The sequence below is a fragment of the Pseudomonas iranensis genome, from assembly GCF_014268585.2.
GTDB lineage: Bacteria > Pseudomonadota > Gammaproteobacteria > Pseudomonadales > Pseudomonadaceae > Aquipseudomonas > Aquipseudomonas iranensis.
This window is the reverse complement of the sequence record NZ_CP077092.1, coordinates 2,606,173-2,632,777: the sequence shown is the minus strand read 5'-3', so window position 1 is coordinate 2,632,777 and position 26,605 is coordinate 2,606,173. Positions and strand designations below refer to the sequence as shown.

30 protein-coding genes are annotated in these 26,605 nt (G+C 59.4%); 11 read left to right on the top strand and 19 right to left on the bottom strand.

Going from position 1 to position 26,605, the window contains the following annotated elements; all coding sequences use genetic code 11:
- Nucleotides 1-6 precede the first annotated feature (6 nt).
- From HU724_RS11830 to HU724_RS11810, 5 genes are all read right to left on the bottom strand, one after another.
- On the bottom strand, nt 7-297 hold the full coding sequence (locus HU724_RS11830; protein ID WP_016774284.1) for a hypothetical protein: 291 nt from the start codon (nt 295-297) through the stop codon (nt 7-9).
- 80 nt (nt 298-377) lie between these two features.
- Nucleotides 378-1,034 carry a DUF2931 family protein gene (locus HU724_RS11825; RefSeq protein ID WP_186569276.1) on the bottom strand — a complete coding sequence of 219 codons (657 nt, stop codon included), beginning with the start codon at nt 1,032-1,034 and terminating at the stop codon, nt 378-380.
- The gene (locus HU724_RS11820) at nt 1,034-2,575 is read right to left on the bottom strand and encodes a T6SS phospholipase effector Tle1-like catalytic domain-containing protein (RefSeq protein ID WP_186569275.1); all 1,542 of its coding nucleotides are present in this window, start codon (nt 2,573-2,575) and stop codon (nt 1,034-1,036) included. The genes HU724_RS11825 and HU724_RS11820 overlap by 1 nt, the downstream gene beginning before the upstream one ends.
- Before the next feature lie 136 nt (nt 2,576-2,711).
- On the bottom strand, nt 2,712-3,071 hold the full coding sequence (locus tag HU724_RS11815; protein ID WP_186569274.1) for a DUF6124 family protein: 360 nt from the start codon (nt 3,069-3,071) through the stop codon (nt 2,712-2,714).
- A 432-nt stretch (nt 3,072-3,503) separates the two neighbouring features.
- Nucleotides 3,504-4,448: a GlxA family transcriptional regulator gene (locus HU724_RS11810; protein WP_133339968.1), complete on the bottom strand. Its 945-nt coding sequence runs from the start codon at nt 4,446-4,448 to the stop codon at nt 3,504-3,506.
- Between the two features lie 116 nt (nt 4,449-4,564).
- On the opposite strand from HU724_RS11810, the gene HU724_RS11805 reads away from it, so the two are divergent.
- From HU724_RS11805 to HU724_RS11795, 3 genes are all read left to right on the top strand, one after another.
- Complete coding sequence (locus HU724_RS11805; RefSeq protein ID WP_186569273.1) at nt 4,565-5,329, top strand: SDR family oxidoreductase; 765 nt, start codon at nt 4,565-4,567, stop codon at nt 5,327-5,329.
- 177 nt (nt 5,330-5,506) lie between these two features.
- A complete protein-coding gene (locus HU724_RS11800) occupies nt 5,507-5,713 on the top strand; it encodes a hypothetical protein (protein ID WP_050977883.1) in 207 nt (68 codons plus the stop codon).
- An 84-nt stretch (nt 5,714-5,797) separates the two neighbouring features.
- On the top strand, nt 5,798-6,046 hold the full coding sequence (locus HU724_RS11795) for a DUF6555 family protein (protein WP_016774267.1): 249 nt from the start codon (nt 5,798-5,800) through the stop codon (nt 6,044-6,046).
- Here the strand turns inward: HU724_RS11795 and HU724_RS11790 are convergent.
- The 3 genes from HU724_RS11790 to HU724_RS11780 form a co-directional block, all read right to left on the bottom strand.
- Nucleotides 6,043-6,777 carry a class I SAM-dependent methyltransferase gene (locus tag HU724_RS11790; RefSeq protein WP_186569272.1) on the bottom strand — a complete coding sequence of 245 codons (735 nt, stop codon included), beginning with the start codon at nt 6,775-6,777 and terminating at the stop codon, nt 6,043-6,045. The genes HU724_RS11795 and HU724_RS11790 overlap by 4 nt on opposite strands.
- Nucleotides 6,778-6,955: 178 nt before the next feature.
- Nucleotides 6,956-7,465: a nucleoside deaminase gene (locus HU724_RS11785; RefSeq protein WP_186569271.1), complete on the bottom strand. Its 510-nt coding sequence runs from the start codon at nt 7,463-7,465 to the stop codon at nt 6,956-6,958.
- Nucleotides 7,466-7,498: 33 nt separating this feature from the next.
- On the bottom strand, nt 7,499-8,839 hold the full coding sequence (locus HU724_RS11780; RefSeq protein ID WP_186569270.1) for a nucleobase:cation symporter-2 family protein: 1,341 nt from the start codon (nt 8,837-8,839) through the stop codon (nt 7,499-7,501).
- Nucleotides 8,840-9,041: 202 nt separating this feature from the next.
- Between HU724_RS11780 and HU724_RS11775 the strand changes: the two genes are divergently transcribed.
- Entirely contained in the window at nt 9,042-9,956 is a 915-nt protein-coding gene (locus tag HU724_RS11775) for a LysR family transcriptional regulator (protein WP_125926065.1), read from the top strand.
- Here the strand turns inward: HU724_RS11775 and HU724_RS11770 are convergent, their stop codons facing one another.
- Both HU724_RS11770 and HU724_RS11765 read right to left on the bottom strand, forming a co-directional pair.
- Nucleotides 9,957-10,382: a VOC family protein gene (locus HU724_RS11770; protein ID WP_024012539.1), complete on the bottom strand. Its 426-nt coding sequence runs from the start codon at nt 10,380-10,382 to the stop codon at nt 9,957-9,959. It abuts the gene before it with no gap.
- A gap of 158 nt (nt 10,383-10,540) precedes the next feature.
- Entirely contained in the window at nt 10,541-10,996 is a 456-nt protein-coding gene (locus HU724_RS11765) for a winged helix-turn-helix transcriptional regulator (RefSeq protein ID WP_071171887.1), read from the bottom strand.
- 107 nt (nt 10,997-11,103) lie between these two features.
- Between HU724_RS11765 and HU724_RS11760 the strand changes: the two genes are divergently transcribed.
- Nucleotides 11,104-12,327 carry an MFS transporter gene (locus tag HU724_RS11760; protein ID WP_186569269.1) on the top strand — a complete coding sequence of 408 codons (1,224 nt, stop codon included), beginning with the start codon at nt 11,104-11,106 and terminating at the stop codon, nt 12,325-12,327.
- A gap of 112 nt (nt 12,328-12,439) precedes the next feature.
- Here HU724_RS11760 and HU724_RS11755 read toward each other — a convergent pair whose 3' ends face one another.
- From HU724_RS11755 to HU724_RS11730, 6 genes are all read right to left on the bottom strand, one after another.
- Nucleotides 12,440-12,586, bottom strand: a complete 147-nt coding sequence (locus HU724_RS11755; protein WP_016774259.1) for a hypothetical protein — start codon at nt 12,584-12,586, stop codon at nt 12,440-12,442.
- On the bottom strand, nt 12,583-13,752 hold the full coding sequence (locus HU724_RS11750) for a zinc-dependent alcohol dehydrogenase (RefSeq protein ID WP_073475215.1): 1,170 nt from the start codon (nt 13,750-13,752) through the stop codon (nt 12,583-12,585). Before HU724_RS11750 ends, HU724_RS11755 begins: the two co-directional genes overlap by 4 nt.
- Nucleotides 13,753-13,793: 41 nt before the next feature.
- Nucleotides 13,794-14,021, bottom strand: coding sequence for a PLD nuclease N-terminal domain-containing protein (locus HU724_RS11745; RefSeq protein ID WP_024012535.1), 228 nt, complete (start codon nt 14,019-14,021; stop codon nt 13,794-13,796).
- Between the two features lie 86 nt (nt 14,022-14,107).
- Nucleotides 14,108-14,563: a DUF421 domain-containing protein gene (locus HU724_RS11740; RefSeq protein WP_186569268.1), complete on the bottom strand. Its 456-nt coding sequence runs from the start codon at nt 14,561-14,563 to the stop codon at nt 14,108-14,110.
- 7 nt (nt 14,564-14,570) lie between these two features.
- Complete coding sequence (locus HU724_RS11735) at nt 14,571-15,089, bottom strand: hypothetical protein (protein ID WP_186569267.1); 519 nt, start codon at nt 15,087-15,089, stop codon at nt 14,571-14,573.
- On the bottom strand, nt 15,086-15,595 hold the full coding sequence (locus HU724_RS11730; protein WP_186569266.1) for a CinA family protein: 510 nt from the start codon (nt 15,593-15,595) through the stop codon (nt 15,086-15,088). The genes HU724_RS11735 and HU724_RS11730 overlap by 4 nt, the downstream gene beginning before the upstream one ends.
- Nucleotides 15,596-15,760: 165 nt before the next feature.
- Here HU724_RS11730 and HU724_RS11725 point away from each other — a divergent pair, with 165 nt between their 5' ends.
- A complete protein-coding gene (locus tag HU724_RS11725) occupies nt 15,761-18,142 on the top strand; it encodes a DUF3772 domain-containing protein (protein ID WP_186569265.1) in 2,382 nt (793 codons plus the stop codon).
- A 5-nt stretch (nt 18,143-18,147) separates the two neighbouring features.
- On the opposite strand, the gene HU724_RS11720 is transcribed toward HU724_RS11725, so the two are convergent.
- Nucleotides 18,148-19,161, bottom strand: a complete 1,014-nt coding sequence (locus tag HU724_RS11720; protein ID WP_186569264.1) for a LacI family DNA-binding transcriptional regulator — start codon at nt 19,159-19,161, stop codon at nt 18,148-18,150.
- Between the two features lie 203 nt (nt 19,162-19,364).
- Here HU724_RS11720 and HU724_RS11715 point away from each other — a divergent pair, with 203 nt between their 5' ends.
- Genes HU724_RS11715 through HU724_RS11705 form a run of 3 tightly spaced genes read left to right on the top strand, consistent with a single transcriptional unit; the run spans nt 19,365 to nt 22,881 of the window.
- Nucleotides 19,365-20,525 (top strand): Gfo/Idh/MocA family protein, encoded by a 1,161-nt coding sequence (locus HU724_RS11715; protein WP_186569263.1) that lies wholly within the window; start codon nt 19,365-19,367, stop codon nt 20,523-20,525.
- Entirely contained in the window at nt 20,518-21,600 is a 1,083-nt protein-coding gene (locus HU724_RS11710; protein ID WP_186569262.1) for a sugar phosphate isomerase/epimerase family protein, read from the top strand. The genes HU724_RS11715 and HU724_RS11710 overlap by 8 nt, the downstream gene beginning before the upstream one ends.
- A 42-nt stretch (nt 21,601-21,642) precedes the next feature.
- The gene (locus tag HU724_RS11705; RefSeq protein ID WP_186569261.1) at nt 21,643-22,881 is read left to right on the top strand and encodes a nucleoside permease; all 1,239 of its coding nucleotides are present in this window, start codon (nt 21,643-21,645) and stop codon (nt 22,879-22,881) included.
- A 79-nt stretch (nt 22,882-22,960) separates the two neighbouring features.
- Here the strand turns inward: HU724_RS11705 and HU724_RS11700 are convergent, their stop codons facing one another.
- Nucleotides 22,961-23,257 carry a hypothetical protein gene (locus HU724_RS11700; protein WP_042609596.1) on the bottom strand — a complete coding sequence of 99 codons (297 nt, stop codon included), beginning with the start codon at nt 23,255-23,257 and terminating at the stop codon, nt 22,961-22,963.
- Between the two features lie 1,030 nt (nt 23,258-24,287).
- Between HU724_RS11700 and HU724_RS11695 the strand changes: the two genes are divergently transcribed.
- Together HU724_RS11695 and HU724_RS11690 are read left to right on the top strand one after the other, a co-directional pair.
- Nucleotides 24,288-25,124: an AraC family transcriptional regulator gene (locus tag HU724_RS11695; protein WP_186569260.1), complete on the top strand. Its 837-nt coding sequence runs from the start codon at nt 24,288-24,290 to the stop codon at nt 25,122-25,124.
- 54 nt (nt 25,125-25,178) lie between these two features.
- Complete coding sequence (locus tag HU724_RS11690; RefSeq protein ID WP_186569259.1) at nt 25,179-25,775, top strand: LysE family translocator; 597 nt, start codon at nt 25,179-25,181, stop codon at nt 25,773-25,775.
- Here HU724_RS11690 and HU724_RS11685 read toward each other — a convergent pair.
- A complete protein-coding gene (locus HU724_RS11685; protein WP_186569258.1) occupies nt 25,772-26,542 on the bottom strand; it encodes an AraC family transcriptional regulator in 771 nt (256 codons plus the stop codon). The genes HU724_RS11690 and HU724_RS11685 overlap by 4 nt on opposite strands.
- Nucleotides 26,543-26,605 lie beyond the last annotated feature (63 nt).

Below are 26,605 nucleotides of genomic sequence, written 5' to 3'. Positions count from 1 at the left end.
ACCGGATCAGCAGAATTGCAGGCTCTCAAGGTCTACCTGGGCATAGCTTCCTATTTCACCCTTGTAGAGATAAATCGCAGTTACCTCCAGCTCCGTTCGTAAAAATTCCGCCAGCGTTCTGAGTCTGGTGCTTGTGGTCATGGCAGGGCGTACAACCGTCGCGCTACCGGGTTGGTCATCGTAAGTTCTGACGAGAAACTGATCGACACCATCCAGAATCAGGTAATTGAACCCTCGATACTCATAGCCTGCGTCGTAGTCGACATCATCGAAACGGTCGGCCTTTTCTATTCTCAAGACGCCGCCCCGCTAATTCGACTCAGCGAAATTGAAACGGTCTGGCGCCTGAAAAGTAGATGGCGCTCCATCAACGTCATTTACCAACTACCGTACGGGATGCCGAACTTATCAATGTATCGCTTGGCCTTCTCACTCACGGGATAGGCATAGCGCCCGCCATGCTCGCCCTGCTCGGGGCCGAGAGGTTCGAGTTCGCCTTGAGCATGGGAGACTTTTATCGGGCGGTGGCAGGAGTCCCTGACCCACGCTTGAAGCACTCCCCCCGGGGCGAGCCCCACAAGCAGCGTTGCGGAGTAACGTGCGGTTCTTTCGGGAGTCTTCGGGCACCGCTGATGTGTGGACTGCACCATCAGTTGCCTCGCTTCTTCTGGAATCTCTATGAAGCCTTTATAGGTTTTCTGCTCCGATATCGACTGCCAACGGACAAAAATCATTCGAGGAAGGTCAGCACCGGTAACCAAAACTCCAGAACCACCGACTGTTCCCCAACCACGGGCAGACTCCGTCCCATCTTCTGGTTCGCCTCCGGGAGCGGATTTTCCACCGACTCTGAAAAACATTCTGTTATTGATATCCAGCACCGAGCTGTCCTCAACCCAGATCTTCATGTAATTCGGCTCAACGAATCCAATTTGCCACCAAGGGGACTTCGGGTCATTTTCTCCACTTTCGAAACCTCCTTTCTGGCAGCCCATTAACGATAAGGCGACAAGCAGAGCGATTACAGACTTCATTACCAGAGTTTCCAATCAGCTACGTGAGGATGTTGTACACGGATCGCGTCTTCCGTCGGGGCGTTGATGTAAACAGCATCAATACCGCTCCCGTCTCTTCTTCCAAGGGGATGATTCCAGTTTGCAGAGGTATGAATGTACTTCAGCTTGAGCAAAGCCTCTTCTTCTGCAGTTGTTCTGTAGTTTCCGGTGAGAAATCGGTCACAAAGAGGTTGCAGCTCTGCCGGCACGGAGTATTCGTCATCTTCCGGTATATCAATGAATTGAACACCCTTTTCTTTTGCCAGCTGATACATGACTCTTAAATAAACTCTCGAAAGTTTTCCACTCACCGGACGTTTCAATTGTAGAGCGGCATATACGCGCTTCTGCCCCGGTGAAAGCCTGTCTTGATGCTCCTGCGGAATTTCCAAGGAAGCCGGGGTGACAATATCCAGCAGATGCGCAGGCCATCCTTTAGCAAGCCACTCGCTTTTTACGCGCGCGGCGTCGTGATAAATCGACGTCGTTGAAACGTCTACGTACCGAGGTACAGCGAGAGTTTGCATCGGACTGACAAGCACGCGTTCCTCTACTTCATCAAGATAGCTGCCGCCAATATCCGAATGAACCCCGGGAAGAGTGTACTCAGGGTGCGCGGGCTTCACTCGGCTGAGCGCAAAATTAGCGCGGCACTCATCACGGGCTACGAGATGTACGACATCCGTGAAGTATTGACGGTTTAGGTAAAGCCTCACACCGGGAGCTAGAGGACTTTTCACCCGGCCAAGATTGGTGAAGCCGGCAATTGAGGGCACCGTGTCAAAGAGCACGATGAAACCGATTTTGATGCCGTTTCCGTATTTATTATCAAAGGTGCGACTGAAATCTGCGGCGTTCCGGTTCAGGAGATCTCCTAAAGCTCCTTGCTTACCCCGCACCACTTCATTTGCGAAGTGCCGTGCAGCAGCAGCCCCACGACTGAAGCCAAATGTATCGAACGTCAGGGACGCAATTTCACTGTCGGGGTTCTCTTGCAGTGCCTCTTCGATAGCTTGTTTTATCAGCGTGAAGGACGCTTGTACGCGACTCGTAACACCAGTCTCACCTCGCCCCGTTCCAGCACCTACAGCGCTATCCATCTGATTGCTTTCAGTGCCTATACCTTCGACATATATTGGGCTTGAGACGTACTTAAGAAAGCCATCGCCTTCGGCTTTCTGGGTCTTTTTATACAGAGAAAACAATTTCCTGATATTCGTAGGCCCGGCGCCATAACTACTATCCGGATCGCTCATATAAGGCATGCAGCTAGCTGGAATATCCTCAGGCGCAATCGGATGCTGAGCACCGCACAACAACCCCGCAGCAGAGTTGTTCGCATTGTTGCCTGTGCCATCAAAGAAAACCCCGATCCTCAACGCAATGCCTGTCTTCTCAGGCTCGCGCGCGGGCTCTTTCCCATGCTTCTCATACTCGGCCCAATGCTGGGCGTGCAGGTCGACGGGTTTGGCTTGTTCGTAGCGGTAGTTTTTCGGCGGGTTTGGAACGTAACCACTCAATCCTTGATTCCTTGTTCTGATCCTTGAACGGCCCGAAGGGTGACTGTCGAGGCCGGGTGGTGCAAGCCGTGGCCGTGTGCCAGCCATGGTACGCCCCGGGGGTTGCGACGAGGTTTTGCGCTCGTCGCGTTGCGGGTCATTTGGCTATTTCGACTTTATCCAAAGCCTGATTTACCGCGATTTCGCCGAGCATGACGACCTGGGCGATGCCCAGCAGGGTTTTACGGCGCGGGTTGTCGAGCAGCGCGGCGAAGTCGTAGAGCATGGTGGTGGCCGAGCCGAGGGATTCGCTGGCGTTGGCCAGCAGGGACTCGGTGTCGTATTTCGGGTTGGCGAGGAACATCTGTTCCGGAGTGTTGGTGCTGGCCAGGATTTCGGCGGGGCCGAGGTAGTGATCGAGGGCGCGTTCGGCGGCTTCGTGAAGCTTTTTCGAGGCGCTGGATTCGTAGGGCGATGCGGGGTCGGTGGTTGGGGGATTGGGTGTGACTTTGAACATGGTGAAACTCCTAGTTAGAAAAGGAGCCTTCACATTCGCTACCAAACGAAGGTGGCGGCCATACGCGGGTTGGTAGACCGGTAACTAGGAACCGGCACACCCGAAGGTGTCCTGCGCATGGCCACCATTGAGCAGCGACCTGAAGCAGGTCTGCGAACGGTGCGCGATGCGACTAGTTATGGCGGGCTACCAAACCCGATCACTGTTTTTCAGCGACCGACAGACGATAGAACCCGCGACCTAGACGCACAAGCCGGCGGATTCTGGCGTAGTCGTAGGGAATGGCGCAAGGCGTTGTAGCCGTTTGCTTGAGGCTGGAGTTACTGTTTAAACGGGCTGAGGGTTTTCTGTTTATGTGGCTGTGAATGGGCTGGCGTCATCGCGAGCAGGCTCGCTCCTTGGTATTGGGACGTTGGTTAATCAACACGAGCCTCACACCATCCGCCGCGAATCCCGCCGTACCGCCTGCGGCGGCACGCCAAAGCCGCGCATGAACACCTCGCGCATGTGCCGGCGGTCACGAAACCCGGTTTCCCTGGCGACCACATCCAGACTGTGACTGCTTTGCTCGATCAGCAACCGCGCCGCTTCCAGCCTTAGGCTCTCTATCGCCTTGGCTGGTGACTGGCCGGTTTCGGCGGTGAACACGCGGGTGAATTGCCGCGGACTCAGGTGCACCACTTCGGCCAGTTCTTCGACACTCAGCGGGCGATTGAGGTGCTTGCGCGCGTAATCCAGCGCACTCTGAATGCGGTCGGATTTGGGCGACAGCGACAGCAATTCCGAATGCTGCGACTGGCCTCCGGACCTACGCTGATGCATCACCAGTCGATGGGCGACCGAGCGGGCGATTTCGCTGCCCAGGTCCTTCTCGACCATACCCAGCGCCATGTCGACACCAGCGGTCATGCCCGCCGATGTCCACACCGGGCCGTCGATGATGAAGATTCGGTCGTCCTCGACATTCACCGACGGATGCATCCTGCGCAGCGCCGGGGCGAACGCCCAGTGCGTGGTCACGCGGCGGTTATCCAGCACACCGGCCTGCGCCAGTAAGAACGAGCCGGTGCAGATGCCGGCCACGCGGCGTGCGCCGTCGGCGAGCCCGCGCACGCTTTGCAGCACGTCAGCATCGGGCGGCGTCAGCGGAGTCAGCGTGCCAGCCACCAGCCAACTGTCGGCCAGCCCCGCCTGCGTCAGTGGCAACGTATCGACGTGCAAGCCCAGCGAGGAGCTGACGATGCCGCCGGCCTGGGAAAAGTTCTGCACCTTGTACACGGCTTTGCCGGTGACGATGTTGGCGAACTCGAACACCGACTGGGTCGCCAGCGCCATGACCTGAAAACCTTCCGTGAGCAGATAGCCGACTCGATGCATGGTCGCGCTCCGGTTGTTGAATGTCCTGAAACACTACCACATACGTCATTCAGGTCGGAGCAGGTTTTCTCCATCATGGCTCACATACCAATCAATCCACTTGCGGGACGCAGCTCATGAAACTTGAAGCCAACACGATCTTCATCACCGGCGGCACTTCCGGCATCGGCCGCGCACTGGCCGAGGCCCTGCATCAGCGCGGCAACAAGGTCATCATCGCTGGTCGTCGCCAGACCCTGCTGGCAGAGATTGCCCAGGCGAATCCTGGCATCGACACCGTGCAGCTGGACATCAACGATGCGCAGCAGATCAAGGACGTCGCCGCCGAAGTCATCCGCCGCCATCCGTCGTTGAACGTAATCATCAACAACGCCGGAATCATGCCCTTCGACAACGCGGGTTCCGGCGACTACGACGATGCGCAGGCCGTCGCTCTGTTGCAGACCAACCTCCTCGGCCCAGTGCGCGTCAGCGCCGCGTTCGTCGAACACCTCAAGCGTCAGCCCGAGGCCTACATCATCAACAACAGCTCGGTGCTGGCCTACCTGCCGCTGGCGACCACGGCGTTGTATTCGGCAACCAAAGCGGCGATCCATTCCTACTCGCTGTCGCAGCGTTTCATGCTGCGCGACACCAGCGTCAAGGTCCTGGAAATCGCGCCACCTTGGGTCGATACCGACCTGATTCACAAGAGCGGCGACGAGCGCGCCATGCCGCTGGGCGAGTTTATCGAGGAAACCCTGATCAAGCTGAAAACCGCCACTACCGAAGTGCTGGTTGACCGAGTCTTGCCGCTGCGAGCCAACCAGGGCGCGAACGAGCACGGGTTGATCGAGCAGTTCAACCTGTCGCTGCTGGAAAATCCTATTCCGGTGGCTTGATTAAAGCGCCGAATACTTCCGACCACTTGGGTTTCTGATCCAAGTGGTTTTTTGTTGGGACAAGGTTCAAGGCTCATCGGTGACCATCCTTCGGTTGCTGTGTACCCTTTCTGCATCAAGCAAATCTGTGCAGAGGAAAGGGTGTTGGCATATCTGGATTGGGTGCAATGGCCGGCGATGCTGGTCACCGTTCTGGCCGCGTGGCTGATCGGTTCGCAACGACCGCAACGGCGCATGAGCGGCTTTGTTTGTTTCAGTCTGAGCAATCTTTTGTGGGTAATCTGGGGCGTCCATGCCGGGGCTTACGCGCTGATCGTTCTTCAGCTTTGCCTGTTCCTGATGAACCTGCGCGGTTTCATGAAGAACCGCGTTTTAGAGCGCTGAATGACGCTGATCATCCGGCCAGAAAATCCTTTGAATTTTTCTTGTCGGACAAAATCATTTACGTATGAGCGTAAGGAGGAACTCATGCGTAGCACCGATATTTTCGTCATCGAATACAAACATCACGACCAGCCAAAATCATTCGTCATTCGCGCCAAGAGTATGCGCAACGCCGACGCTTGGCATTGGGCGAGCTGTGACGCCGGTATTGCGCCGATTCCGAAACCGGGTAAACCACCGTTGAAAGTGGTTTCCAAACCCCAGGCCGAGCGCTATGGGATCACCGACGTGAAATGGCGCGAGACGGCAGCGCTGGACTGGACGGAGGCTTAGGCAAATCGGGTCGCCTGGCTGAGCTTGCACGTCAGCCAGGCGCCCCAGAACAGACTGCTGAAAAACCGTGTTGCATCGCCGAATCCGGCGTCATGCAGCAATGTTTGAACCGCCGCCTCCGAGTGCGGCGGATCAGCGCCCTGCAAGATCTTCCCGAGCTTCGCCTGCACCTCGTCAACGGTTGCGCCCTGCTGTCGCCAGCGCTGGCTCCAGGCTTGCAGCAGCAACGGCTGACTGGCGTAAGCGTAATGATTGCCGGCCACGATCAATGGCGCGCCGGGTTTGAGGCGGGCCTGAATGGAGCGCAGTATTTGTTGCTTGGCCTCATCACCGCCCAGGTGATGGAGTACACCGATCAGGGTGGCGGCGTCGAAAGATGCGTCGGCCGGCAAGTCTTCGACGTGACCGAGATGTATCTGGACTCTGTGCAATAGATCATTGGCGCGCAGATGTTCGGTCGCAGCATGCAGCATCGGCCCGGAAGGATCGACCGCAGTGAAGCGCCATTCCGGCTCCAGCGCGGCCATGGCGATGATTTCCTGTGCGGTGCCCCCCGCGCCCACCACCAGCACGTTTGCCGGACGCGACTGCCCAAGGCTGGCGGCGAGCATGCAGGCCGACAGGTCGTGACAGGCATCGTAGCCAGCCAGGGCAATGCGGCTTTGCCGGGCATACTCATTGGCGCGGGAGGTGTCGAATTTGCCGGCGGCGTCAGTGGCGGGTTGGGTCATGGCGATTCTCCTTGTCTATGCGACACGCTACGCGGTGAGCGTGGAGAAGAAAAATTCAATGATTTCATGGGGGGCATTCCGCTGGGGAATGTGTGGATGTCATCCCGGCGAAGTAAAAGTGATGCAGAGCGTCAGCGAATGCGTCCCCACGCAGCAGCGTGGGAACGATCCATAACAACTAAGACCAGAAACCTTTATGCGGTTCAGCCGCCTCTGCCTCCAGCATCGGCCCGAAAACGCTCACCGTGCGCTGCCCTTTGGCAAACACTTCGCGACACGGCAACGAGAACGTCGGGTTCTCCGGATGATCGCCGGTCAGCCCGAGCAAAGCATGTTCCGACAACGCATACACCACTCGCCCGACACCGGTCCAATACACCGCGCCCGCGCACATGCAGCAAGGTTCGGCGCTGGTGTACAGCGTGCACGCCTCCAGCTCCGTGGGTGACAACCGCTTCGCCGCCGCAGCCACCGCGACCAGTTCGGCATGCTGGGTGGGATCACCTTCCGGCGGCATCGAATTGTTGCCCGCTTCGGCAATCACCTTGCCGTCGCGATCCGCCACCAGCGCCGCAAACGGGTGCCGGCCACGTTGCTTCGACGCCTGCGACAGGGCGATGGTCTGGCGCAGCAATGACAGGTCCAGATCGCTGACGCCGGCCGGAACAAGCTGAGTGAATTGATTCATGGGTAACTCCTGGGCAGTGGAAAAAGACAAAAGTCAGTCGGCCAGTTCGGCCGTGGAAGCGCCGACGGCGTCGGTCGATGGTTTTTGTTTGTTGAGCAGTACATTGAGCAGAATGGCGGTGATCGCACCGAGGAAAATGCCGCTGTCGAGCACCAGTTTCAGCGTCGGGCCGACGTGTTCGAACAGGGCCGGGAAGGACATTGGCAAGACGCCGACGCTGACCGACACCGCAACAATAATGGCGTTGCGTGTGCCTTCGAACTGCACCCGTGACAGTTCCTGAATGCCCGCCACCGTGGTCATGCCGAACATGACGATCGCGCAGCCGCCCAGCACCGGCGTCGGCACCGCCGCAATCAGCGCGCCGAGCTTGGGAAACAAGCCCATCAACACCATGATTGCGCCAGCGGCGGCGACGACGAAGCGGCTCTTGATGCTCGAAAGCGCAATCAGGCCGGTGTTTTGCGTGAAGGCGTTATAGGGAAAGCTGTTGAACAGACCACCGAGCATGGTCGACAAGCCGTCGGCGCGGAAGGCGTTGCCGAGGGTCTGCTGCGTAGTCGGTTTGCCGACCAGTTTGCCGATGGCCAGGCAGTTGCCAGTGGTCTCGGCCATGATCACCAGCATCGCCAGGGTCATGATCAGAATCGGTACCAGAGAAAATTCTGGCGGGCCAAACGCCATTGGCGCGCTCAACTCGAACCACGCCGCCTCGCTGACCCGATTGAAGTGCGTCATGCCACAGGCGGCAGCGATCAGGCTGCCGACAAACAAGCCGATGAGCACGCTGAGGTTGCCGATGAAACCGCTGAATTTCGCATAAATCACCAGCGTCACACTGACCGTGGCCAGGCCCAGCAGCAGATTGGCCGGGCGACCGAAGTCAGGCGAATCGGGATTACCGCCACCCAGCCAGATTGCCGCCGCCGGCATCAGTGAAATACCGATGATGGTGATCAGGCTGCCAATCACCACGGGCGGAAAGAATCGCAGCAAGCGGCTGAACACCGGCGCCAGTGCGATGGTCAGGAAGCCGGCGGCGATCACCGCCCCAAAGATCTGGCTGAGGCCGAACTCCTTGCCGATCATGATCATCGGCGCCAGCGCAATGAACGAGCAGCCCTGAATCAACGGTAAACGCGCGCCGAACTTCCAGAAGCCGAGGGTCTGAATCAGCGTCGCCACACCGGACGTCAGCAGGTTGGCGTTGATCAGTAAAACCACCTGAGCCGACGTCAGCCCCATCGCACTGCCGAGAATCAGCGGCACCGCCACCGCTCCCGCATACATCACCAGAACATGCTGCAGACCGAAGGTGACCAGCTGCCGCAGGGGCAACACCTCATCGACCGGGTGAACGCATTGTGTAGTCATGGCACAAGCTCCTGAAGGGGCAGCGTTGGTTGTAATCGCGGGCGCTCAGGGACAGATGCACAGAGAGAATCGGCCCCGGCGTTCGAAGACGCGGGGTCATCCTTGAATGTTTTTAACGATGAAACAAATTGGCAACCATCGCTTTTTTCGATGGCAAAGACGCGGCACAATCGCCATTTCGCTCAACCTCGGAGTACACCGCGTGCGCTTCTCACTCGATCAGTTGCTGATGTTCGTCCAAGTGGTGAAAAGCGGCTCGTTCTCCGCCGCCGGGCGCAAGCTGGGCAAGACGCAATCGACCATCAGCGCAGCGATCGCCAATCTTGAAACCGACCTTGGCGTCGAGCTGTTCGACCGCCGCAATCGCAGCCCTGCCCTCACCGCCAGCGGGCATAAATTACTGGTGCAGGCAGAAGCGGTACTGGAGCGCTGCATGACCTTCGAGGCCCACGCTGATTGCCTCTCGGATAGCGTCGAACCGAGTCTGACCCTGGCGATTGAAACGCCGTACGGCCCGATCATGCCGGTGCTGCAAGCGTTCGAGCAGGCCTTCCCGTTTGTCGATCTGATCATTCGTCACCCGGTCTACGGCGATGTCAGCGAACTGGTCAGCAGTGGCGAGGCGGTGCTGGGGGTGGCGTTTTCGCAACCAGGCTATCCCCGGGAACTGGCGTTCCAGCAACTAGGCAAACTGATCATGCTGCACGTCTGCCATCCCGATCATCCGCTGGCGCAACTGGACAACGTCACGTTCGATGATTTGCACGTGCACCGGCGCCTGGCGTTCAGTGCGCACGCCAGCAAACTGCCGAGCAGTGAATACCTGCGTTCGACGCAGCTGTGGCAAGCGGAAAGCTATCTGGCGCTGCTGGAAATGGTCCGCGCCGGCCTCGGCTGGGCGACCCTGCCGCGCCAACTGATCCAGCGTGAACTGGGCAATGGCGAACTGGTCGAGTTGCAGCTGTCGGCATACCCGCATACCGACTGGCAAATCGGCGTCGACCTGTTATGGGCACGCCAACGGCCGCTGGGCACGGCCGAGCGCTGGCTCAAGGAAAAGCTGCAGGCCAACAAGGTTTATGAGCGCGATCGCAACGGGCAGATCACTACGCTGTGATCATTTGGCAAACACCTGACTCATGTCTTTGAACGCCTTGAATTCCAGCGCATTGCCGCAGGGATCGAGTAGAAACATGGTCGCCTGTTCGCCGACCTGACCCTTGAATCGAATGTAGGGCTCGATCACGAATTGCGTGCCGAATGACTTCAGTCGCTCGGCCAGTGCTTCCCATTGCTCCCACTGCAAAATGATGCCGAAGTGCGGGACCGGTACGTCGTGACCGTCTACCGGGTTGCTGTTGATGCTTTGCTGGGCAGCCGTTTTCGGCTGTTCGTGGATCACCAATTGGTGGCCGTAGAAGTTGAAGTCGACCCATTGCGCGCTGGACCGGCCCTCCTCCAGGCCGAACACTTCACCGTAAAAACGCCGGCAAGCGGCAAGATCGTAGACCGGGATGGCGAGGTGGAAAGGTGAAAGGCTCATCAGGCACTCCGGTAATCGCGTTGCTGGAAATATGGCAACGGCGCACCGCTGCTGATCGAGGATCGAAAACAGCCTAGATCAAAAACCCGCCAGACGCCGACCCGACATGTCACGAGAAGGCGCGGCTATCGATACGCGCCACGGCTATCCGCCCGGCTTCATTGCCGGCGCGTCACCACTTTTCGGTGACAGTCCGCCGGGGCCAGCACCGCGCCCGCTCTGGAGCGCACGACGATTGTCTCAACGGGCTCGGCCCGTTCGTTGTCGAGCAGAATCGAATGCTCCTCGCCTTCCGCGAACAGGAAGCGCTCGCCCCACTGCCGCAGGCTGACGACGATGGGGAACACCGCGCGGCCCATGTCGGTGAGCACGTATTCCTTGTAGGCACTGCCGTCCGACGCGGGCTGAATCTGCAACACGCCGAGCTCGACGAGCATTTTCAGTTTGACCGTGAGGATGTTCTTGGCCAGGCCCAGACGTTTCTGAAATTCGCTGAACCGGCGCACGTCATCGAACGCATCGCGAATGATCATCAAGGCCCAGCGATCGCCAATGGCTTCGAGGGTTCGAGCCACCGGGCATTCGCTCTGCGCCAATGTTTGTTGTCGGGCCATGTGGTTCCTGATGGATCGGCTATTGAATGTGGTTGCATTTAACAACCCGAATGAATAAAGATCAACATATCGGTTTCAATTCAAAACCACACTAAGAGGAAGCAAGGATGCCCTGCCAGACGCAAACCCTGGTCAATGCGCAAGCCGCAGCTGACAGCGCAGCAACGGCACTGAGTCGTTTGCAGACTTTTCTCTTTGCAATCACCTGCGCGATGGCGGTGGCCAATGTTTACTTCGCGCAGCCATTGCTGGAATCGATGGCCGCCAGCCTCGGGGTTTCATCCGGTGCAATCGGCGTAGTGGTCACGGCCACGCAAGCCGGCTATGCGGTCGGGCTGCTGTTCATTGTGCCGCTGGGTGATCTGCTCGATCGCAAGAAACTCATCGTCAGCCAACTGTTGTTGTCTGCAACGGCGCTGTGTGCCGTGGGCCTGTCCGAGAGCTGGGGAGTGTTGCTCGGCGCCATGATGCTGGTGGGTCTTCTGGCGGTGGTGGTGCAAGTGGTGGTCGCCTGCACCGCCAGCCTTGCACGCCCGGAGCAGCGCGGCGCCGCCGTAGGCACCGTCACCAGTGGCGTGGTGCTGGGCATTTTGCTGGCGCGTTTCGTTTCCGGCGTAGTGGCTGATCTGGCCGGATGGCGCGGCGTGTATTTTGTCTCGGCCGTACTGATGGTCGGCTTGGCCCTGCTGTTATGGCGCACCCTGCCCGCCTCGGCAAAACCGCCCGCACAGGGCAGTTACTGGCGACTGCTGCGCTCGGTATTGGAATTGTTTTTGACTGAGCGGGTACTGCGCGTGCGCGGCATCTTCGCCCTGCTGATCTTCGCCGCCTTCAGCGTGTTGTGGACGTCGATGGTGCTGCCGCTCAGCGCGCCGCCATTGTCGCTGTCGCATACGGAGATCGGCCTGTTTGGTCTGGCCGGTGTGGCGGGTGCGCTCGCCGCCGCACGGGCTGGGCGCCTGGCCGATCGCGGCTTGGGCAATCGCACCACCGGCATCGCCCTGGCGCTGCTGACGCTGTCCTGGCTACCCATCGCATTTGTCGACAGTTCGCTGCTGGCGATGGCCGTCGGGGTGATCTTGCTCGACTTCGCCGTGCAAGCAGTGCACGTGACCAATCAAAGCCTGATCTTCGCCACACGGCCCGATGCGCAGAGTCGACTGGTCGGTGCGTATATGTGCTTTTACTCGGTGGGCAGTGGTTTGGGCGCGATCGCGGCGACGTATACCTATGCGCAATATGGCTGGGTGGCGGTGTGTTTTCTCGGAGGCGGGATCAGTGCTGTGGCTTTACTGTATTGGGCATGGCTGGAATACCGCTACTCGAACTGAACCAATGCGGGAGCGAGCCTGCTCGCGAAGACGGAGCATCAGTCAGCACCGAATTGTCTGACCTGACGCCTTCGCGAGCAGGCTCACTCCCACAGGTTGTTGCCAAGTGGAGTTACTTGCCCTCCTCAGGCTTCTCGGTCTGCATCTGCACCGACGGTTTGCTTTTGTCACCGTCCTTGTTGGGTGCATCGTTGGAATCGAAGCAGCCGCTCAACAGAAACATCGAGCAGAACCCCAGACATACACAGATTTTTTTCATGACGATCTCCTGTCAGCAGTGGTATCGCTACCCGGTTCCAGCTTGACCTTGATCCAGCCGGATTGATGTTGATCAAAAGCCTTGAACGCCGAAATCGCGTCAGTCAAAGGCTCGTCCTGCGTCAGCACTTTCGCTGGGTCGACGCGCCCGGCGAGGGTCATTTCGATCAGCTTGGGAATGTATTTGCGGTGATGACAGTTGCCCATGTTGATGCGTACGTTCTTGTTCATCGCCTCGCCGATCGGGAAGCTGTCGAACCCGGCGGGATAGACTCCGATGATGGAAATCGTGCCGGCCTTGGCCACAGCCTTGACCGCCCATTCCAGCGCTTGCGAAGGCGCATCGCCCGGTTGCCACTGCGCAGGATGATGATGGCCATGATGGGAATGGTTGGCGTCGATGCCCACCGCTTCGATCACCCGATCCACGCCAATTTCCGCAGTCAGGCGCGCAATGGTTTCAACTGGATCTTCTTTCTCGAAGTTGATGCACTCGGCACCCAATGCCTGCGCGCGAGCGAGGCGATCTTCCAGGCCATCAATGGCGAACACCCGGCCGGCGCCCATCAGCTTCGCACTGATAATCGCAAACAGCCCGACCGGTCCGCAGCCGAACACCGCCACCGTGTCGCCGTCCTTGATCCGGGCCATGTCGGCGCCGAACCAGGCAGTGGGAAAAATATCCGACATGGCAATCGCCTGATCGTCGGTGATGGCGTCCGGCAGTTTGATCAGACCAATGTTGGCGAAAGGGATGCGCGCTTTCTCGGCTTGCAGGCCATCGAACGGCCCGGTGGTTTTCGGCCCGCCAAAAAATGACGTGCCAGCGGTTTTACCGTTGGGGTTGGCCACATCACACTGGGCGAAATAGCCGGCGCGGCAGTACGAGCAGTTGCCGCAGGCAATGGTCGAGGGAATGAGCACGCGATCGCCAACCTTGAGGTTGCGCACATCTTCACCGAGCGCTTCGACAATCCCCACGCCCTCGTGCCCAAGGATCGTGCCGGGCTGCATGTCCGGCGCACTGCCGCGAATGAAATGCAGATCGGTGCCGCAAATGGCCGACGCGGTCAGCCTGACAATGGCATCGGTCGGCGCTTGAATGGTTGGCTCGGGAACATCGTCCAGGCGGATGTCCCCGACGCCATGAAATACAACAGCTTTCATCGTTCACCTCCAATTTTCCGGATGTGCGCAAATCAGGGTTTTTAACCCTTACTGTGCTCCGGCGACGAAGGCCCTTCCTTGACGCCGCGCGGGCCGGCGATGCCCCACACGATCAGGCCGAGCACCGGGAATACGATCAGACCGATCGCCCAGGCGGCTTTGACGCCGACGCTTTTGTTGCTGCGAAACACACTGACAATCGCCCACAGATCGACCAGCAGAATGATCACCGCCACGGCGATGGAGAAGTAACTCGCTGCCTCGTTCATTTCGCAATCCTCCGATGACTTGTAAGCATTGGGCTGTGAGGCTTTTTCAGCGTTCAAAAAAATTGCAGCCGTGCGGCGTCAAAGGTTCAGCCGCCTTCCGGATCCTGGCGGATTACGGAAATCTTGCCGTTGCGCTCGATGATTGCGAATTTGATCTGGTCGATGGTTTCTATGCCCTGACTGGAGCGCGCCGCCTCCATGACATCCGCCTCGACCAGCCGCGCATGACGCAGGCGTCGGTGCAACAGCTTGCCGTTCTCGACGATGATGGTCGGCTCGCCATCGATCAATCGCGAGACCCAGCTGGAACGCTGTTTGAGCAAGGAGAAACCGACGTCGATGGCGATCAGGGTGATGATCACCAGAATCGCATTGGTCAGGGAAAAGTCATCGCCAAGAAGCGCTTGCTGGGTGGCTTCACCGATAATCATCAGCAGCACGAAATCGAACGTCGTCAGCTCGGCCAGCGAACGCCGACCGGCAATTTTGAACAGCACCATCAGTGCCAGATACATCGCGAGTGCGCGCAAGACCGAGTCCATGGGTCACCTATGGATAAATGAATTGAGTAAGCTTCACTTCGCTCGAGCCCGGCACGCGGATATGGCTGCGAAACAGGCCCAATCCGTCACCGCGCAGCGTCACATAGAGCGTCGCCTGGCCCTGGGCATCCGCCTGCAACCACAAGCGCATGCCCTGTTTTGAGCTGCGCATACGCACCGGGGCCGGTTGCATGGTTTCGATGCTGAAGCCATCGAGCAGTTCGCCGCCGATGTCCAACTCGACCGTGGTCTCAGGCGCCGCATGCACGCTGAGTTTCAGCGGGTTGGTCGAGCCGTTGCGGTGGAACATCTCGTACTCGACCTGGACTTTGCCGTCGTCGCTGCGGGCGTCCTGCAAACTGAGCACGCCACGGGAAAACAGCCCCAACAGGCCCAGCAGCATGCACAGCACCAGCAGATACCAACCGATGTGCTCGAAGCGCCAGACCTTCAGCTGAAAGGCCATGTCCTCCTGCACCGGGAACTGTCGGCTTTGCAGATCGGGATGGTCGGCGTCAGGTTTCATCGGCGCCACCCTCCTTCGCCGCGCAAGGCGCGACGGTGATAGACAGGCAACTGCTGCAGGGCGAATTCAGAAGCGAGGGTCTGCACTTCACTGCGCGATCCGGCAAACCATTGTTGGGCGCTGAACAGAAAATGTCGGTCATCGAACTGAAACGCCCAGGCGAAGCACACCGTACCGGCCTTGATGCCATCCATATCGTCGGGGCCGAGAATGCCGGTGGTGGCAACGGCAACGTTGGCCGTGCTGTCGCGCAACGCGCCGATGGCCATTTCACTGGCCACTTCCACGCTGGTCAGATTGAAGGTGTCCATGGTCGCCGGGCTGACGTGCAGCAGGCGCTGCTTGGCTTGCGGCGAATAGACCACATAGCCGCACTCGATCAGCTCGCCGCTGCCGGGCACCTCCGACAGCAACATGACGATTTCCCCGGCCGTGCAGGATTCGGCGGTGGTGATGATCAGTGAATGTTGGCGCAGGTATTCAATCGTTTCCTTGGCGATGGACATGGCACGCTCTCGAAGCTGTTATTGCCGGTTGACCGCTCGCTGCGCGGATCATTCCGCCGGATTGGATGAGCGTTTAAGCGCCTCTTGCCGAGAAAGTTTTCCGCCCCGTTCGGCGCGATCACCTACCCTCATAGACTGTGTGATCCACTCGAGCCCGCCGCCCCCATGCGCTGTTCATTCAAGTCGTTGTTTTTCATTCTGTTCCTACTGCTCATGCCGGGCAGCGCTGCGTTGTGGGCGGCGGATGTTGCCGCGCCGGCGAACTCAGGCGCAGCGCCGCTACCTGTGATTTCGCAAAGCGATCTGCAAGCCCTGCAACAACGCCTCGACGGGCTCAAGCAGCAGATTTCGGCGGCGAACAATTACAACCAGCTCGAAGGCCCGCAGGATCGGGTGCAGGCGTTCATTCTCGATGTCGATCGGTTGTCGGCAGCGCTTTTGCCGCAACAGGCGCAACTGGCGGTGCAACTGGGCGTGCTCGGCACCGCTCCAGACGCCGAGGTAGCCGCCGAGCAAGCCGATATCATCGCGCAGCGGGCGGCGCTGGCGGAGCAGAAAAGCAAGGTCGATGGCACCCTGAAAAGCCTCGCCGCACTGAAACAGAACGCCGCCGATCTGATCACGCAAATCGCCGGCATCCGCCGCACCCTGCTGGAAAGCGAACTGACCCTGAGCACGCGCAGCGTATTGAGCCCGTATTTCTGGGCGCCGCTGGTCAATCCAAGCGAAGATGACCGCCAGCGCCTGCGACTGTTCGTCGAGCAGGTGGCTGACGTATGGGCGACGGTCTGGGCGCCGGGCGAGCGTTTTTATACTTGCGTACTGGTGCTGTTGGCACTGCTGATCTGGACCTTTGGCCGACGTCTGGCTGAGCGCGGGCTGACCTGGTTCTGCATTCATCGCGTGGCGGAGGGCCGCTTGCGCCGCAGTGCCTTGGCCTTCGCCTCAGCTATCGCGACCTTCATCACCACCGCCATCGCCCTGAAGCTGTTGTTCTACGCCTGCACCCGCCACGACGCACTGCCTCCGGTGCTGGAAACCTTCTCCGAAGAATTCGAGAAAGTCGTCTATGCCTGCGTGCTGATCACCGGGCTCAGCCGCGCATTGCTCTCCACCGCGCACCCGTCCTGGCGCCTGCCGGCGATTGCCGATCCAGTGGCGCTGGCCCTCAAGCCTTATCCACGGATCCTCGCCTGCTCGTTGCTGGTGTTGGTGACGCTGGTGCAAGTCGCCAATGCCACAGGCATGAGCAGCCACATCGTGATGACCGGGCGCGGCGTGATTTCCATGGTGGTGCTGGCGATCATCGGCACGATGCTGTTGCGCATCGGCAAAGTGCGCAAGGCCTTGGTCGCAGCCAATGACGCGTCGGCTACGAACAGCGTGTTCGCCGGGCTGATCTACAGCGTCGCCAGTCTCTCGATGTTGGTGACGGCCATCGCCCTGCTGGCCGGCTATGTGTCGCTGGCACGGTTCATCAGTTATGAGCTGGTGTGGGGCTACGTCGTGCTGTCGGGCTTCTACTTGCTGATTCAGCTGGTGAAGGACGCCTGTGAGCACCTGTTTTCGCCGAAACACGCGAGCGGCCAGGCGCTCAAGCAATTGCTCGGCGTCAGCGATCGGCGCCTTGAGCAGACGTCGATCCTGTTGTCCGGCGTCAGCCGCGCCGGCCTGATGCTGATGGCGCTGATTTCGTTGTTTGTCGGCGGCATCGGCACCACCCTCGGCCAACTGGTCACCAACATCATGTCGATCCTCGGCGGCGCCGGTTTGCGCAAGCTGAATATCGTCCCGGCGCATCTGCTCAACGCGCTGCTGGCACTGCTGATCGGTATCTGGCTGATCCGTGCATTGAGCCGCTGGCTCGACAACGAGTTCCTGCCCAAAACCGACATGGACCCGGGCATGTGCGCCTCACTGAGCACCCTGTTTTCCAATATCGGCTACGCCTTTGTGATTCTGCTGACGCTGTCGTCGCTGGGCGTGCAGTGGACCAATCTGGCGTGGATCGTCAGTGCGCTGTCAGTGGGGATCGGCTTTGGCTTGCAGGAAATCGTCAAGAACTTCGTCTCCGGCCTGATCCTGCTCACCGAGCGCCCGGTCAAGGTCGGCGATCTGATCAGCATCAGCGGCGTCGAGGGCGACATCCGCCGGATCAACGTGCGTGCCACGGAAATCCAGCTCAGCGACCGCTCGATCGTGATCGTGCCCAACTCGCAACTGATCTCGCAGAACCTGCGCAACGTTACCCTCGGCGGCAGTGCTCAGGGCGTGGCATCGCTGGAGCTGGTGTTCCCGCTGGATATCGATCCTGAGCAGGTCAAACAACTGCTGCTGGATGCGTATCACGAGAACGAGACCATCCTCGACAAACCGGCGCCATTCGTACGCTTCAGCAAATTGTCGCCGGACGGCATAACCCTCACGGTCACCGGCTATGTCGGCAGCCCGAGGATTGTCGGGCTGACCAAGAGCGATTTGTTGTTTGAGGTGTTGAAGCGGTTGGGCGCAGCGGGGATTGCGCTGGCGAAGCCGCCAGCGGCGTGATTCGGTTAGCGCTTGCCCGAGTTGTCGATGCGGGCCGTGCTGCTGCGTGGTGTCAGCTCGAACGGCAGGACGACATGCCTCTCTGTCAGCGGCTGTTTTTCGATCAGCGCAATCAGCATCTCGACCGCCTTGGCCCCGAAAGCCTCGGCTGGTTGCGAGATGGTGGTCAGCGGTGGATCGCAGTACGCAGCCATGGGAATGTCATCGAAACCGACCAGGGAAATATCCTCGGGCACACGCAGCCCGGCCTGCCGGATGCGCTTGAGCGCACCAATGGCCATTTCATCGTTTTCGCAGAATAGCGCACTCGGCCGCTCGGCCAATGCGAGCATCTTTTGCGCGCCGGCAAAACCGGCCTCAAGGCTGAAATTGCCATGGCAGATCAGTGCTTCATCGAAGGCAATCCCGGCCTCGCGCAATGCCGCTTCGTAACCCGTCAGTCGATCTAAAGTCAGCGGGCTATTTTTTGAGCCTTTGATCAGGCCGATGCGGCTGTGTCCCAAGGCGATCAGGTGTTCGGTCATGGCTTTAGCGGCGGCGACGTTGTCCAGGCTGATGGTTGGATAGCGCCCGGCCTTGAGCACTTCGCAGGCGTTAACGATCGGCGGCAGATCGGCGTCGGCCGAAGCGTTTTCGAAAGGATCGTAGGCGCGCAACTGGATCACCCCGTCGGCCTGATAAGCGTAAACCAGCTCGGCGAATTGTCGCTCCAGTTCTTCCCGGCCCTGGGTGTCGCACAGCAGCAGGCGATAACCGGCCGCCTGCGTCGCTTGCTGCGCGCCGCTGATGACCCGGGCAAAAAAGGTGTTGGCGATGGTCGGCACCAGAATCACCAGATTGCCGGTGCGCCGCGAACGAAACTGCACGGCCATCAGGTTCGGCCGATAGCCGGCCTGCTCCACCGCAGCCATGACGCGCTCACGGGTTGGCGCGAGCACACGCTCGGGCGATTTCAAAGTCCTCGAAACCGTCGCCACGGAAACCCCGGCCAGCCGAGCCACTTCGCGAATATTGGACAAAAACACCTCGTTGATTCATCCCGATCAGGCGCGGAGCTTACCGCAGGCGACGAGCGATCGAAACGCTGTCGATCATCCGCTGGCATTTGACACTCGGCTAATTCAAGCCTAGATTTCGCCCACGATGTAACCGGTTACATCACTTATCAACATTGCATCCAGCTACCGAGACGACTGCCATGTACGCTGCCGCAAAAATAAGAATGGGTTTTGTTGGAGGCGGTGAAGGTTCATTCATTGCCCGTGCCCACCGGCAAGCCGCCGGCCTCGACGGACGCTTCGAACTGGTCTGCGGCGCGTTCAGCCGCGACTCGGAGAATAATCAGCGCACCGCTGCGACTCTGGGATTGTCCGCCGAACGCTGCTACCACGACTGGCAAACCCTGCTCGCCCGCGAGGCCGCCCTGCCCGCCGAGCAGCGCATGCAACTGCTGGTCATCGTCACTCCGAATCATCTGCACGCACCGATTGCCCGTGAGGCATTGCGCGCCGGTTTTCACGTGTTCAGCGAGAAACCCGCGGCGCTGAACCTCGCCGAGGTGCAGGCGCTGCACTCGGTGGTCCTCAACAGCCAGCGAATTTACGGGCTGGCACACACCTACCTCGGTTACGCGATGGTCTGGCAGGCCCGCGAAATGGTCGCCAGCGGCGTGCTCGGGCGCGTGCGCAAAGTCCTCGTCGAGTACCCGCAAGGCTGGCTCAGCACTGATGTCGCCGGGCAAGGCAACAAACAGGCCGGCTGGCGCGACGACCCGACGCAATCCGGGATCGGCGGCTGCATCGGCGACATCGGCACCCATGCGTTTTCCCTCGCCGAGTTCGTCACCGGCCAGTCGATCCAGTTCATCAGCGCAATGCTCGGCTCGCATGTCGAGGGTCGGCAACTGGATGACGATGTGGCGATGCTGTTCAAAATGCGCGACGGCGCCAGTGGTGTATTGCTCGCCAGTCAGGTCTGCGCCGGTGAGGAAAACCCGCTGAAGATCCGCGTCTACGGTGACAAGGGTGGGCTGGAGTGGCGCCAAGAGGAGCCGGCCAGCCTGATTCATCGACCGTTGAACGAGCCGATCCGCGTTCTGCGCTCCGGGGTCGGTCAGCCGTGGCTGTGTGCCGCCGCAACCCGACGCATGCGCCTGCCTGCGGGGCATCCCGAAGGTTATCTGGAAGCCATGGCCAACCTGTACGGCGATCTCGCCGAAGCGATTGTGCATGGCGCCGAGGGCCATCTGGCACCGGGCGTACCGGGCATCGAGACCGGCCTGCGCGGCATGGCCTTCATTGAAACCGCGATCGCCAACGACCTCGGCAATGAAAAGTGGAGCGAGATCCCCGGCCAATTTACAGGAGCTGCAAGCCATGAATAATGTTCGGCAGAACGCCACAGGCTTGAAGGGCCCGGGGATTTTCCTCGCGCAATTCATCGCCGACGAAGCGCCTTTCGACTCCCTCGCCAACATCGCCGAGTGGGCCGCCTCGCAAGGCTATAAAGCCATTCAGGTACCGACCCTCGGCACGCGGTTCATCGATTTGCAGCGCGCCGCTGAGAGCCAGGATTACTGCGACGAACTCATCGCCGTCTGCGCCCGCGCCGGTGTGGTGATCAGTGAGTTGTCGACGCACCTGCAAGGGCAATTGGTCGCGGTGCATCCGGCGTTCGACAGCCTGTTCGACGACTTCGCCCCGCCAGCGCTGCGCGGCAAGCCGCAGGAGCGCACCGAATGGGCCATTGAGCAGTTGAAACTGGCCGCCCGTGCCAGCCAGCGCCTGGGACTTACCGCCCATGCAACCTTTTCCGGTGCCCTCCTCTGGCCCTACGTCTATCCATGGCCGCAACGTCCGGCCGGTTTGGTCGAGCAAGGTTTCGCCGAACTGGGCAAGCGCTGGCTGCCGATCCTCGACTGCTTCGAAGAGGCTGGCGTCGATCTGTGCTACGAAATCCATCCCGGCGAAGACTTGCATGACGGTGCATCGTTCGAACAGTTTCTCGAAGCGGTGAATCATCACCCTCGCGCCGCAATCCTCTACGACCCGAGCCACCTGCTGCTGCAGCAAATGGACTACCTCGGCTTCATCGATCGCTACCACCAACGTATCCGCATGTTTCACGTCAAGGATGCCGAATTCCGCCCCGATGCGCGCTCCGGCGTCTACGGCGGGTATCAGGGCTGGGTCGAGCGTCCCGGGCGCTTCCGCTCGCTGGGCGACGGCCAGATCGATTTCAAATCGATCTTCAGCAAATTGTGCCAATACGACTTCAACGGCTGGGCCGTGCTCGAGTGGGAGTGCTGCCTGAAAGACTCCGCACAGGGCGCGGCGCAAGGCGCGGCGTTCATCGAGCGACACATGATCCGCAAGACCGCCAAGGCCTTCGACGACTTCGCCGGAGTCAACGCTGACGCTGCTTCCAACCGACGCCTGCTCGGCCTGACCGACGACTGATTCATCCGCGTTACCGACATAAAAACAATACGGTGATCTGAAATGAACGTAATGAATGCGCGACTCAGCGTGATGATGTTTTTGCAGTTCTTTATCTGGGGCGGCTGGTTCGTCACCCTCGGCACTTTTCTGGCGACAACGCTGGCTGCCAGCGGCGGCCAGGTCGGCATGGCCTTCGCCACGCAATCCTGGGGTGCGATTCTGGCGCCGTTTGTCATTGGCTTGATTGCCGACCGTTTCTTCAATGCCGAACGCATTCTGGCAGTGCTGCATCTGCTTGGCGCAGTGTTGCTCTATCAGCTCTATCGCGCGGCAGACTTCAGCGCGTTTTATCCCTATGTGCTCGCCTACATGATGGTCTACATGCCGACATTGGCACTGGTGAACGCCGTGGCGTTCCGCCAGATCAAAGACCCGGCGCTGGAGTTCTCGCGCATTCGCGTGTGGGGCACGGTGGGCTGGATCGTCGCCGGCGTGGTGATCAGCTTCGTGTTCGCCTGGGACTCGCAGCAAAGCATCGCGGCCGGAGGCTTGCGCAATACGTTCCTGATGTCCGCCGTCGCATCGCTGCTGTTGGGGCTTTACAGCTTCAGCCTGCCGAACACCGCGCCGCTGAAAACCGCAGCCGGCTCATCAAGCCTCAAGCAGATGCTCGGCGTCGATGCGTGGGGTTTGCTCAAGGACCGCAGCTATCTGGTGTTCTTCCTCGCCTCGATCCTGATCTGCATTCCGCTGGCCTTCTATTACCAGAATGCCAATCCGTTTCTGGCCGAGATCGGCGTGACCAACCCGACAGCGAAGATGGCCATCGGTCAGGTGTCGGAAGTGCTGTTCATGTTGCTGCTGCCGTTGTTCATCCATCGCTTCGGCATCAAGATCGCCCTGCTGGTCGGCATGGCTGCCTGGGCGTTGCGTTACGTGCTGTTTGCTTTTGGCAATAACGACGATCAGGCATTCATGCTGCTGATCGGCATTGCCCTGCACGGTGTGTGCTATGACTTCTTCTTCGTGTCCGGGCAAATCTACACCGATGCCAAGGCACCGGAACGCTTCCGCAGCTCGGCGCAAGGTTTGATCACCTTGGCTACGTACGGATTGGGCATGTTGATTGGTTTCTGGATCGCGGGACGGATTACCGACCACTTCACATCAAGCGCAGGGCATGACTGGAGAAGCATCTGGCTGTTCCCCGCCGGTTTTTCCGTGGCGGTACTGCTGTGTTTCTGGGCGACATTCAAGAGCCGCGATCGCGACAAGGCCGTGCTGCCGAGTGCGGTTTAGAGCAGAGTTGTAAAGCGTGAATAGAATGAATGCCGCCTGTGGTTGAAGCGGCATTCGTTATCGATGTTCATCGTTGCGCTCAAGCGGTGCGACGTTCGAGCAGACGGTCAGCGCCACCTTCGGCGACCCGATTGCCTTGCAGATGATCGGAGCCATCAGAGGCTACTGCATCGCTGAACAGTGGATCAGTTTCGGTCGCAGCGACTGCATCGCTGAACAGCGGGTCGGTTTCGGTGGCGGCTACTGCGTCGCTGAACAAGCGGTCTGTTTGAGTGGCGGCGACCGCATCACTGAACAGCGGGTCGGTTTCGGTGGCGGCGAAGGCATTCAGTGCAAAAACCGAGAAAGCGATACCGAGGATAGTCTGGCGTTTCATGATGATGTGCTCCGAGTTGCAGTGGTTGGGTATGGAGCCGATCTTACGCCGCACCATGGATATGAGAACTTCATTGACTTAATGGTTGTTATTGACGCAATCAATAGCTGGTCGAGCATGAGCCGCTATTGGATTGATCTTTATGCTATTGCTTAAGTCACTAAGCGAAACGCCCTACAAAGTCGAAAGCATAAAACTGACAATCTCATTTTTGACAGCATCATTCACACAAAAAAAGACCCGTATCAGTCGAAACCGAAACGGGTCTTTCCCCACTTAGACGACCTTATTTCAAGTCATCAAAGTGATCTCGCAGGAACTCGTAAAAGCGCAAGGCTTTCAACAATCTCCATACAAGGCTCAGCGTACGCAGCAGAAGCTTCATACGTTTTGGCCTCCATGGCTGGCGGCCAAACCTCCAGCAAACTTACCGGACCATGCGTGCCTTCAGCCTACATGTTGGTGTAGCTAGTGAGGCGGCCGGTTGAAATCCCTCCGAGACATCATTCCGGCGCGGGTGCGAATCCGCGTCAGAGGGCGTGAAACCTTTTGCGCCCCCAGCCAAACCTCACAGCTCTACCAACAAGATGAGCGCAGGCATCTTAACGCAGAAATCAGAAGAGAAAACCCGAGTAGCCAAGGTTATTCTGCGGCTACGCCTGAACCTTTGTAAAACCGTATTTCTGACAATGTTTATTGACAGACCTGAATTCAGTTACATGCGTTGGACGTTCCGAAAAAACCTCGCACATCACGCTAAACCTTCGTTGCACTGACGGGAGAAACTCAATACCATGCGCGGACATGTTGGTGTGGCTAGTGAAGCACATGGCCTCGGCTCCAAACCGAGGATTGAAAAACCGCCCCGCGAAGGCGGTTTTTTTTCGTCTGCGTTTTGTGGTCCCACCCCATCCAGGACACATTGCCTGACTCGATCCCCCTGCGCACCTGCACAAATCTTCTAAACACTCTCCTCCGCCACGCGGTATTTTAGAAACGCCCCTGCTCAACCGACCTATGGAATCCTCCCATGGACAAACGCAACTGGATCTCTCTCTCCCAGGATGTCGATACCGGGATCGAGTCGATTCGTGCGCATTTCCGTGGGCATGCCTACGATCCGCACTGGCATGACAGTTTTCTCGTCGGAGTGACCGAGCAAGGCGTGCAGCAGTTCAATTGTCGCCGGGTGCGTCATCGCAGTACGCCGGGGCATGTGTTTCTGCTCGAGCCGGGAGAAATCCACGATGGCCATGCGCCGACCGAGGACGGCTTTACCTATTCGATGCTGTATCTGGATCCGCACTGGCTGGAGCGCGAACTGCATGCGCTGTTCGAAGAGGCGCCCGCCGACAGTCAGCCAGGCTTTGCCTACACCCTGAGCCACGATCCGCGCCTGTCGACGGCGATCGTGCAAGCCTTCCACGCGTTACATGACGGCGATCTGCGCATCGTCCGGCAGACTGCGCTGGATGGCCTGCTGGCGTCCCTCACCCGCCACCTCGACTGGCGCAAGCGTCAGGACTTCGATCCGCGCCTGCCACTGGTTGCGCAGGTTGCGCGCGACTATCTGCATGCCCACAACTACGAAGACATCGGCCTCGACGACCTAGCGCAAGCCTGTGGTATCGATCGTTTTCGCCTGACCCGCGCGTTCAAGGCCGCTTTCGGTCTGGCACCCCACGCTTACCTGATCCAGTTGCGCCTGGCCAAGGCGCGGCAATTGCTCGCACGCGGCGAGACGCCAGCGCAGGTGGCCAGCGTGCTTGGTTTTGCCGATCAGAGTCATCTGGGGCGCTGGTTCCGCCGCGCCTATCAACTGACCCCGGCGGACTACCGCAAACGCTGCTCAAATCTTCCAGACTGAGGCCTGCCCACTGACGATCATGGTGTCCTGTTTCGACTTTCAGGAATTTGCACCATGGCTTCTTTACTGCCCTTTCTGCTGTTTGCTTTCGTTGCCTCGATCACGCCGGGGCCGACCAATATTCTGGTGCTGAGCCACAGTTCGCGGCGCGGGTTGATCGCCACGCTGCCGATCATCTTCGGCGCCTGCGCGGCGGCGGCGCTGATTGTGCTGGTGGTCGGGCTCGGCGCTGGTGAAACCCTGTTGCGCTTTCCGCGCATGCAGCAAGCGATGGCCTGGGGTGGCGTGCTCTGGTTGAGCTGGCTGGCGTGGCAGATCTTTCGCAGCCCGCCGCCATCGCTGGACCCGAAATCTGCGCAGGAACAAGGCTTGAGCGTCTTCGGCGCGGCGCTGCTGCAACTGGTCAACCCGAAGGTGTGGATGATGGCTGTGGCGGTGGTCAGCGTATTCGTTGGCGGCGGCGACAAGACGCTACGCCTGCTGGTGTTGTCGCTGGCATTTCTGCTGGTGTCACTGCCGTGCATGACGCTCTGGGCGCTGCTCGGCGTTGGCAGCGCGCGGTTGCTCAGCTCACCGCAAGCGTTCAAGCGAATGAACGCGGCACTGGCCCTTCTTCTGCTGCTCTCGGCCTGGCTGGCCGTGTTGGTCTAATGCCCGGTGGCTTGCCGGTATTCGCGTGGTGTAAACCCGGTCGAGGCCTTGAACTGACGGGTGAAAGCGCTGTGATCGGTGTAGCCGCATTGCAGCGCAACCTCGGTAATCGGCAAGTCGCTGTGCAGCAATCGATGCGCGTGTTCCAGGCGGACTTTCTGAATCATCTGCCGTGGTGTCAGGTGGAAAACGCGTTTGCAATAGCGCTCCAGTTGCGCCACGGATATCCCGGCGATCCGCGTCAGTTCACCCAGCGTCACCCGCCGGTTGAAGTTGCCGCGGATGTATTCATCGACCGCCGCCAGGCGCTCGAACGCCGGGTGGGTTTCGCTGGCTGACTGCAGATCCACCGAGATCCCCACCAGGCCGATGATCGTCCCGTCACGGTTGTAGATCGGCCTCTTGTGAGTCAGGCACCAGCCCGGCTCGCGACTGCCATACAGGTGCAGTTCGAGCTGATCCTCCAACACAAAACCTTCCTCCAGCACCTTGCGATCCTGCTCGGTGTAACCCGGGCCCAACTGCGCCGGGAACACTTGCGCGCTGGTCTTCCCCAGCAACGGGCGCAGGTCCTTCAAGCCACAACGCTGCACCAGCGTGCGGTTGGCCAGCACATAGCGCGCGTGCAGATCCTTGATGAAGATCGCCGCATTCGGGATCACATCGAGTATCGGCAACAGCTGCGCGGCACCGGCGACCATCTCTTCGAGGGTCTGCGGACGCAGGCCGTCAGTGCCTTGGCACAGGATCGAAAACCCAGGCTGCATGAAAAATCTCCATTGCGATGAAGCGCCAGAAACGCCGTCCGCCAGCAGATTGCAGCAACGTCG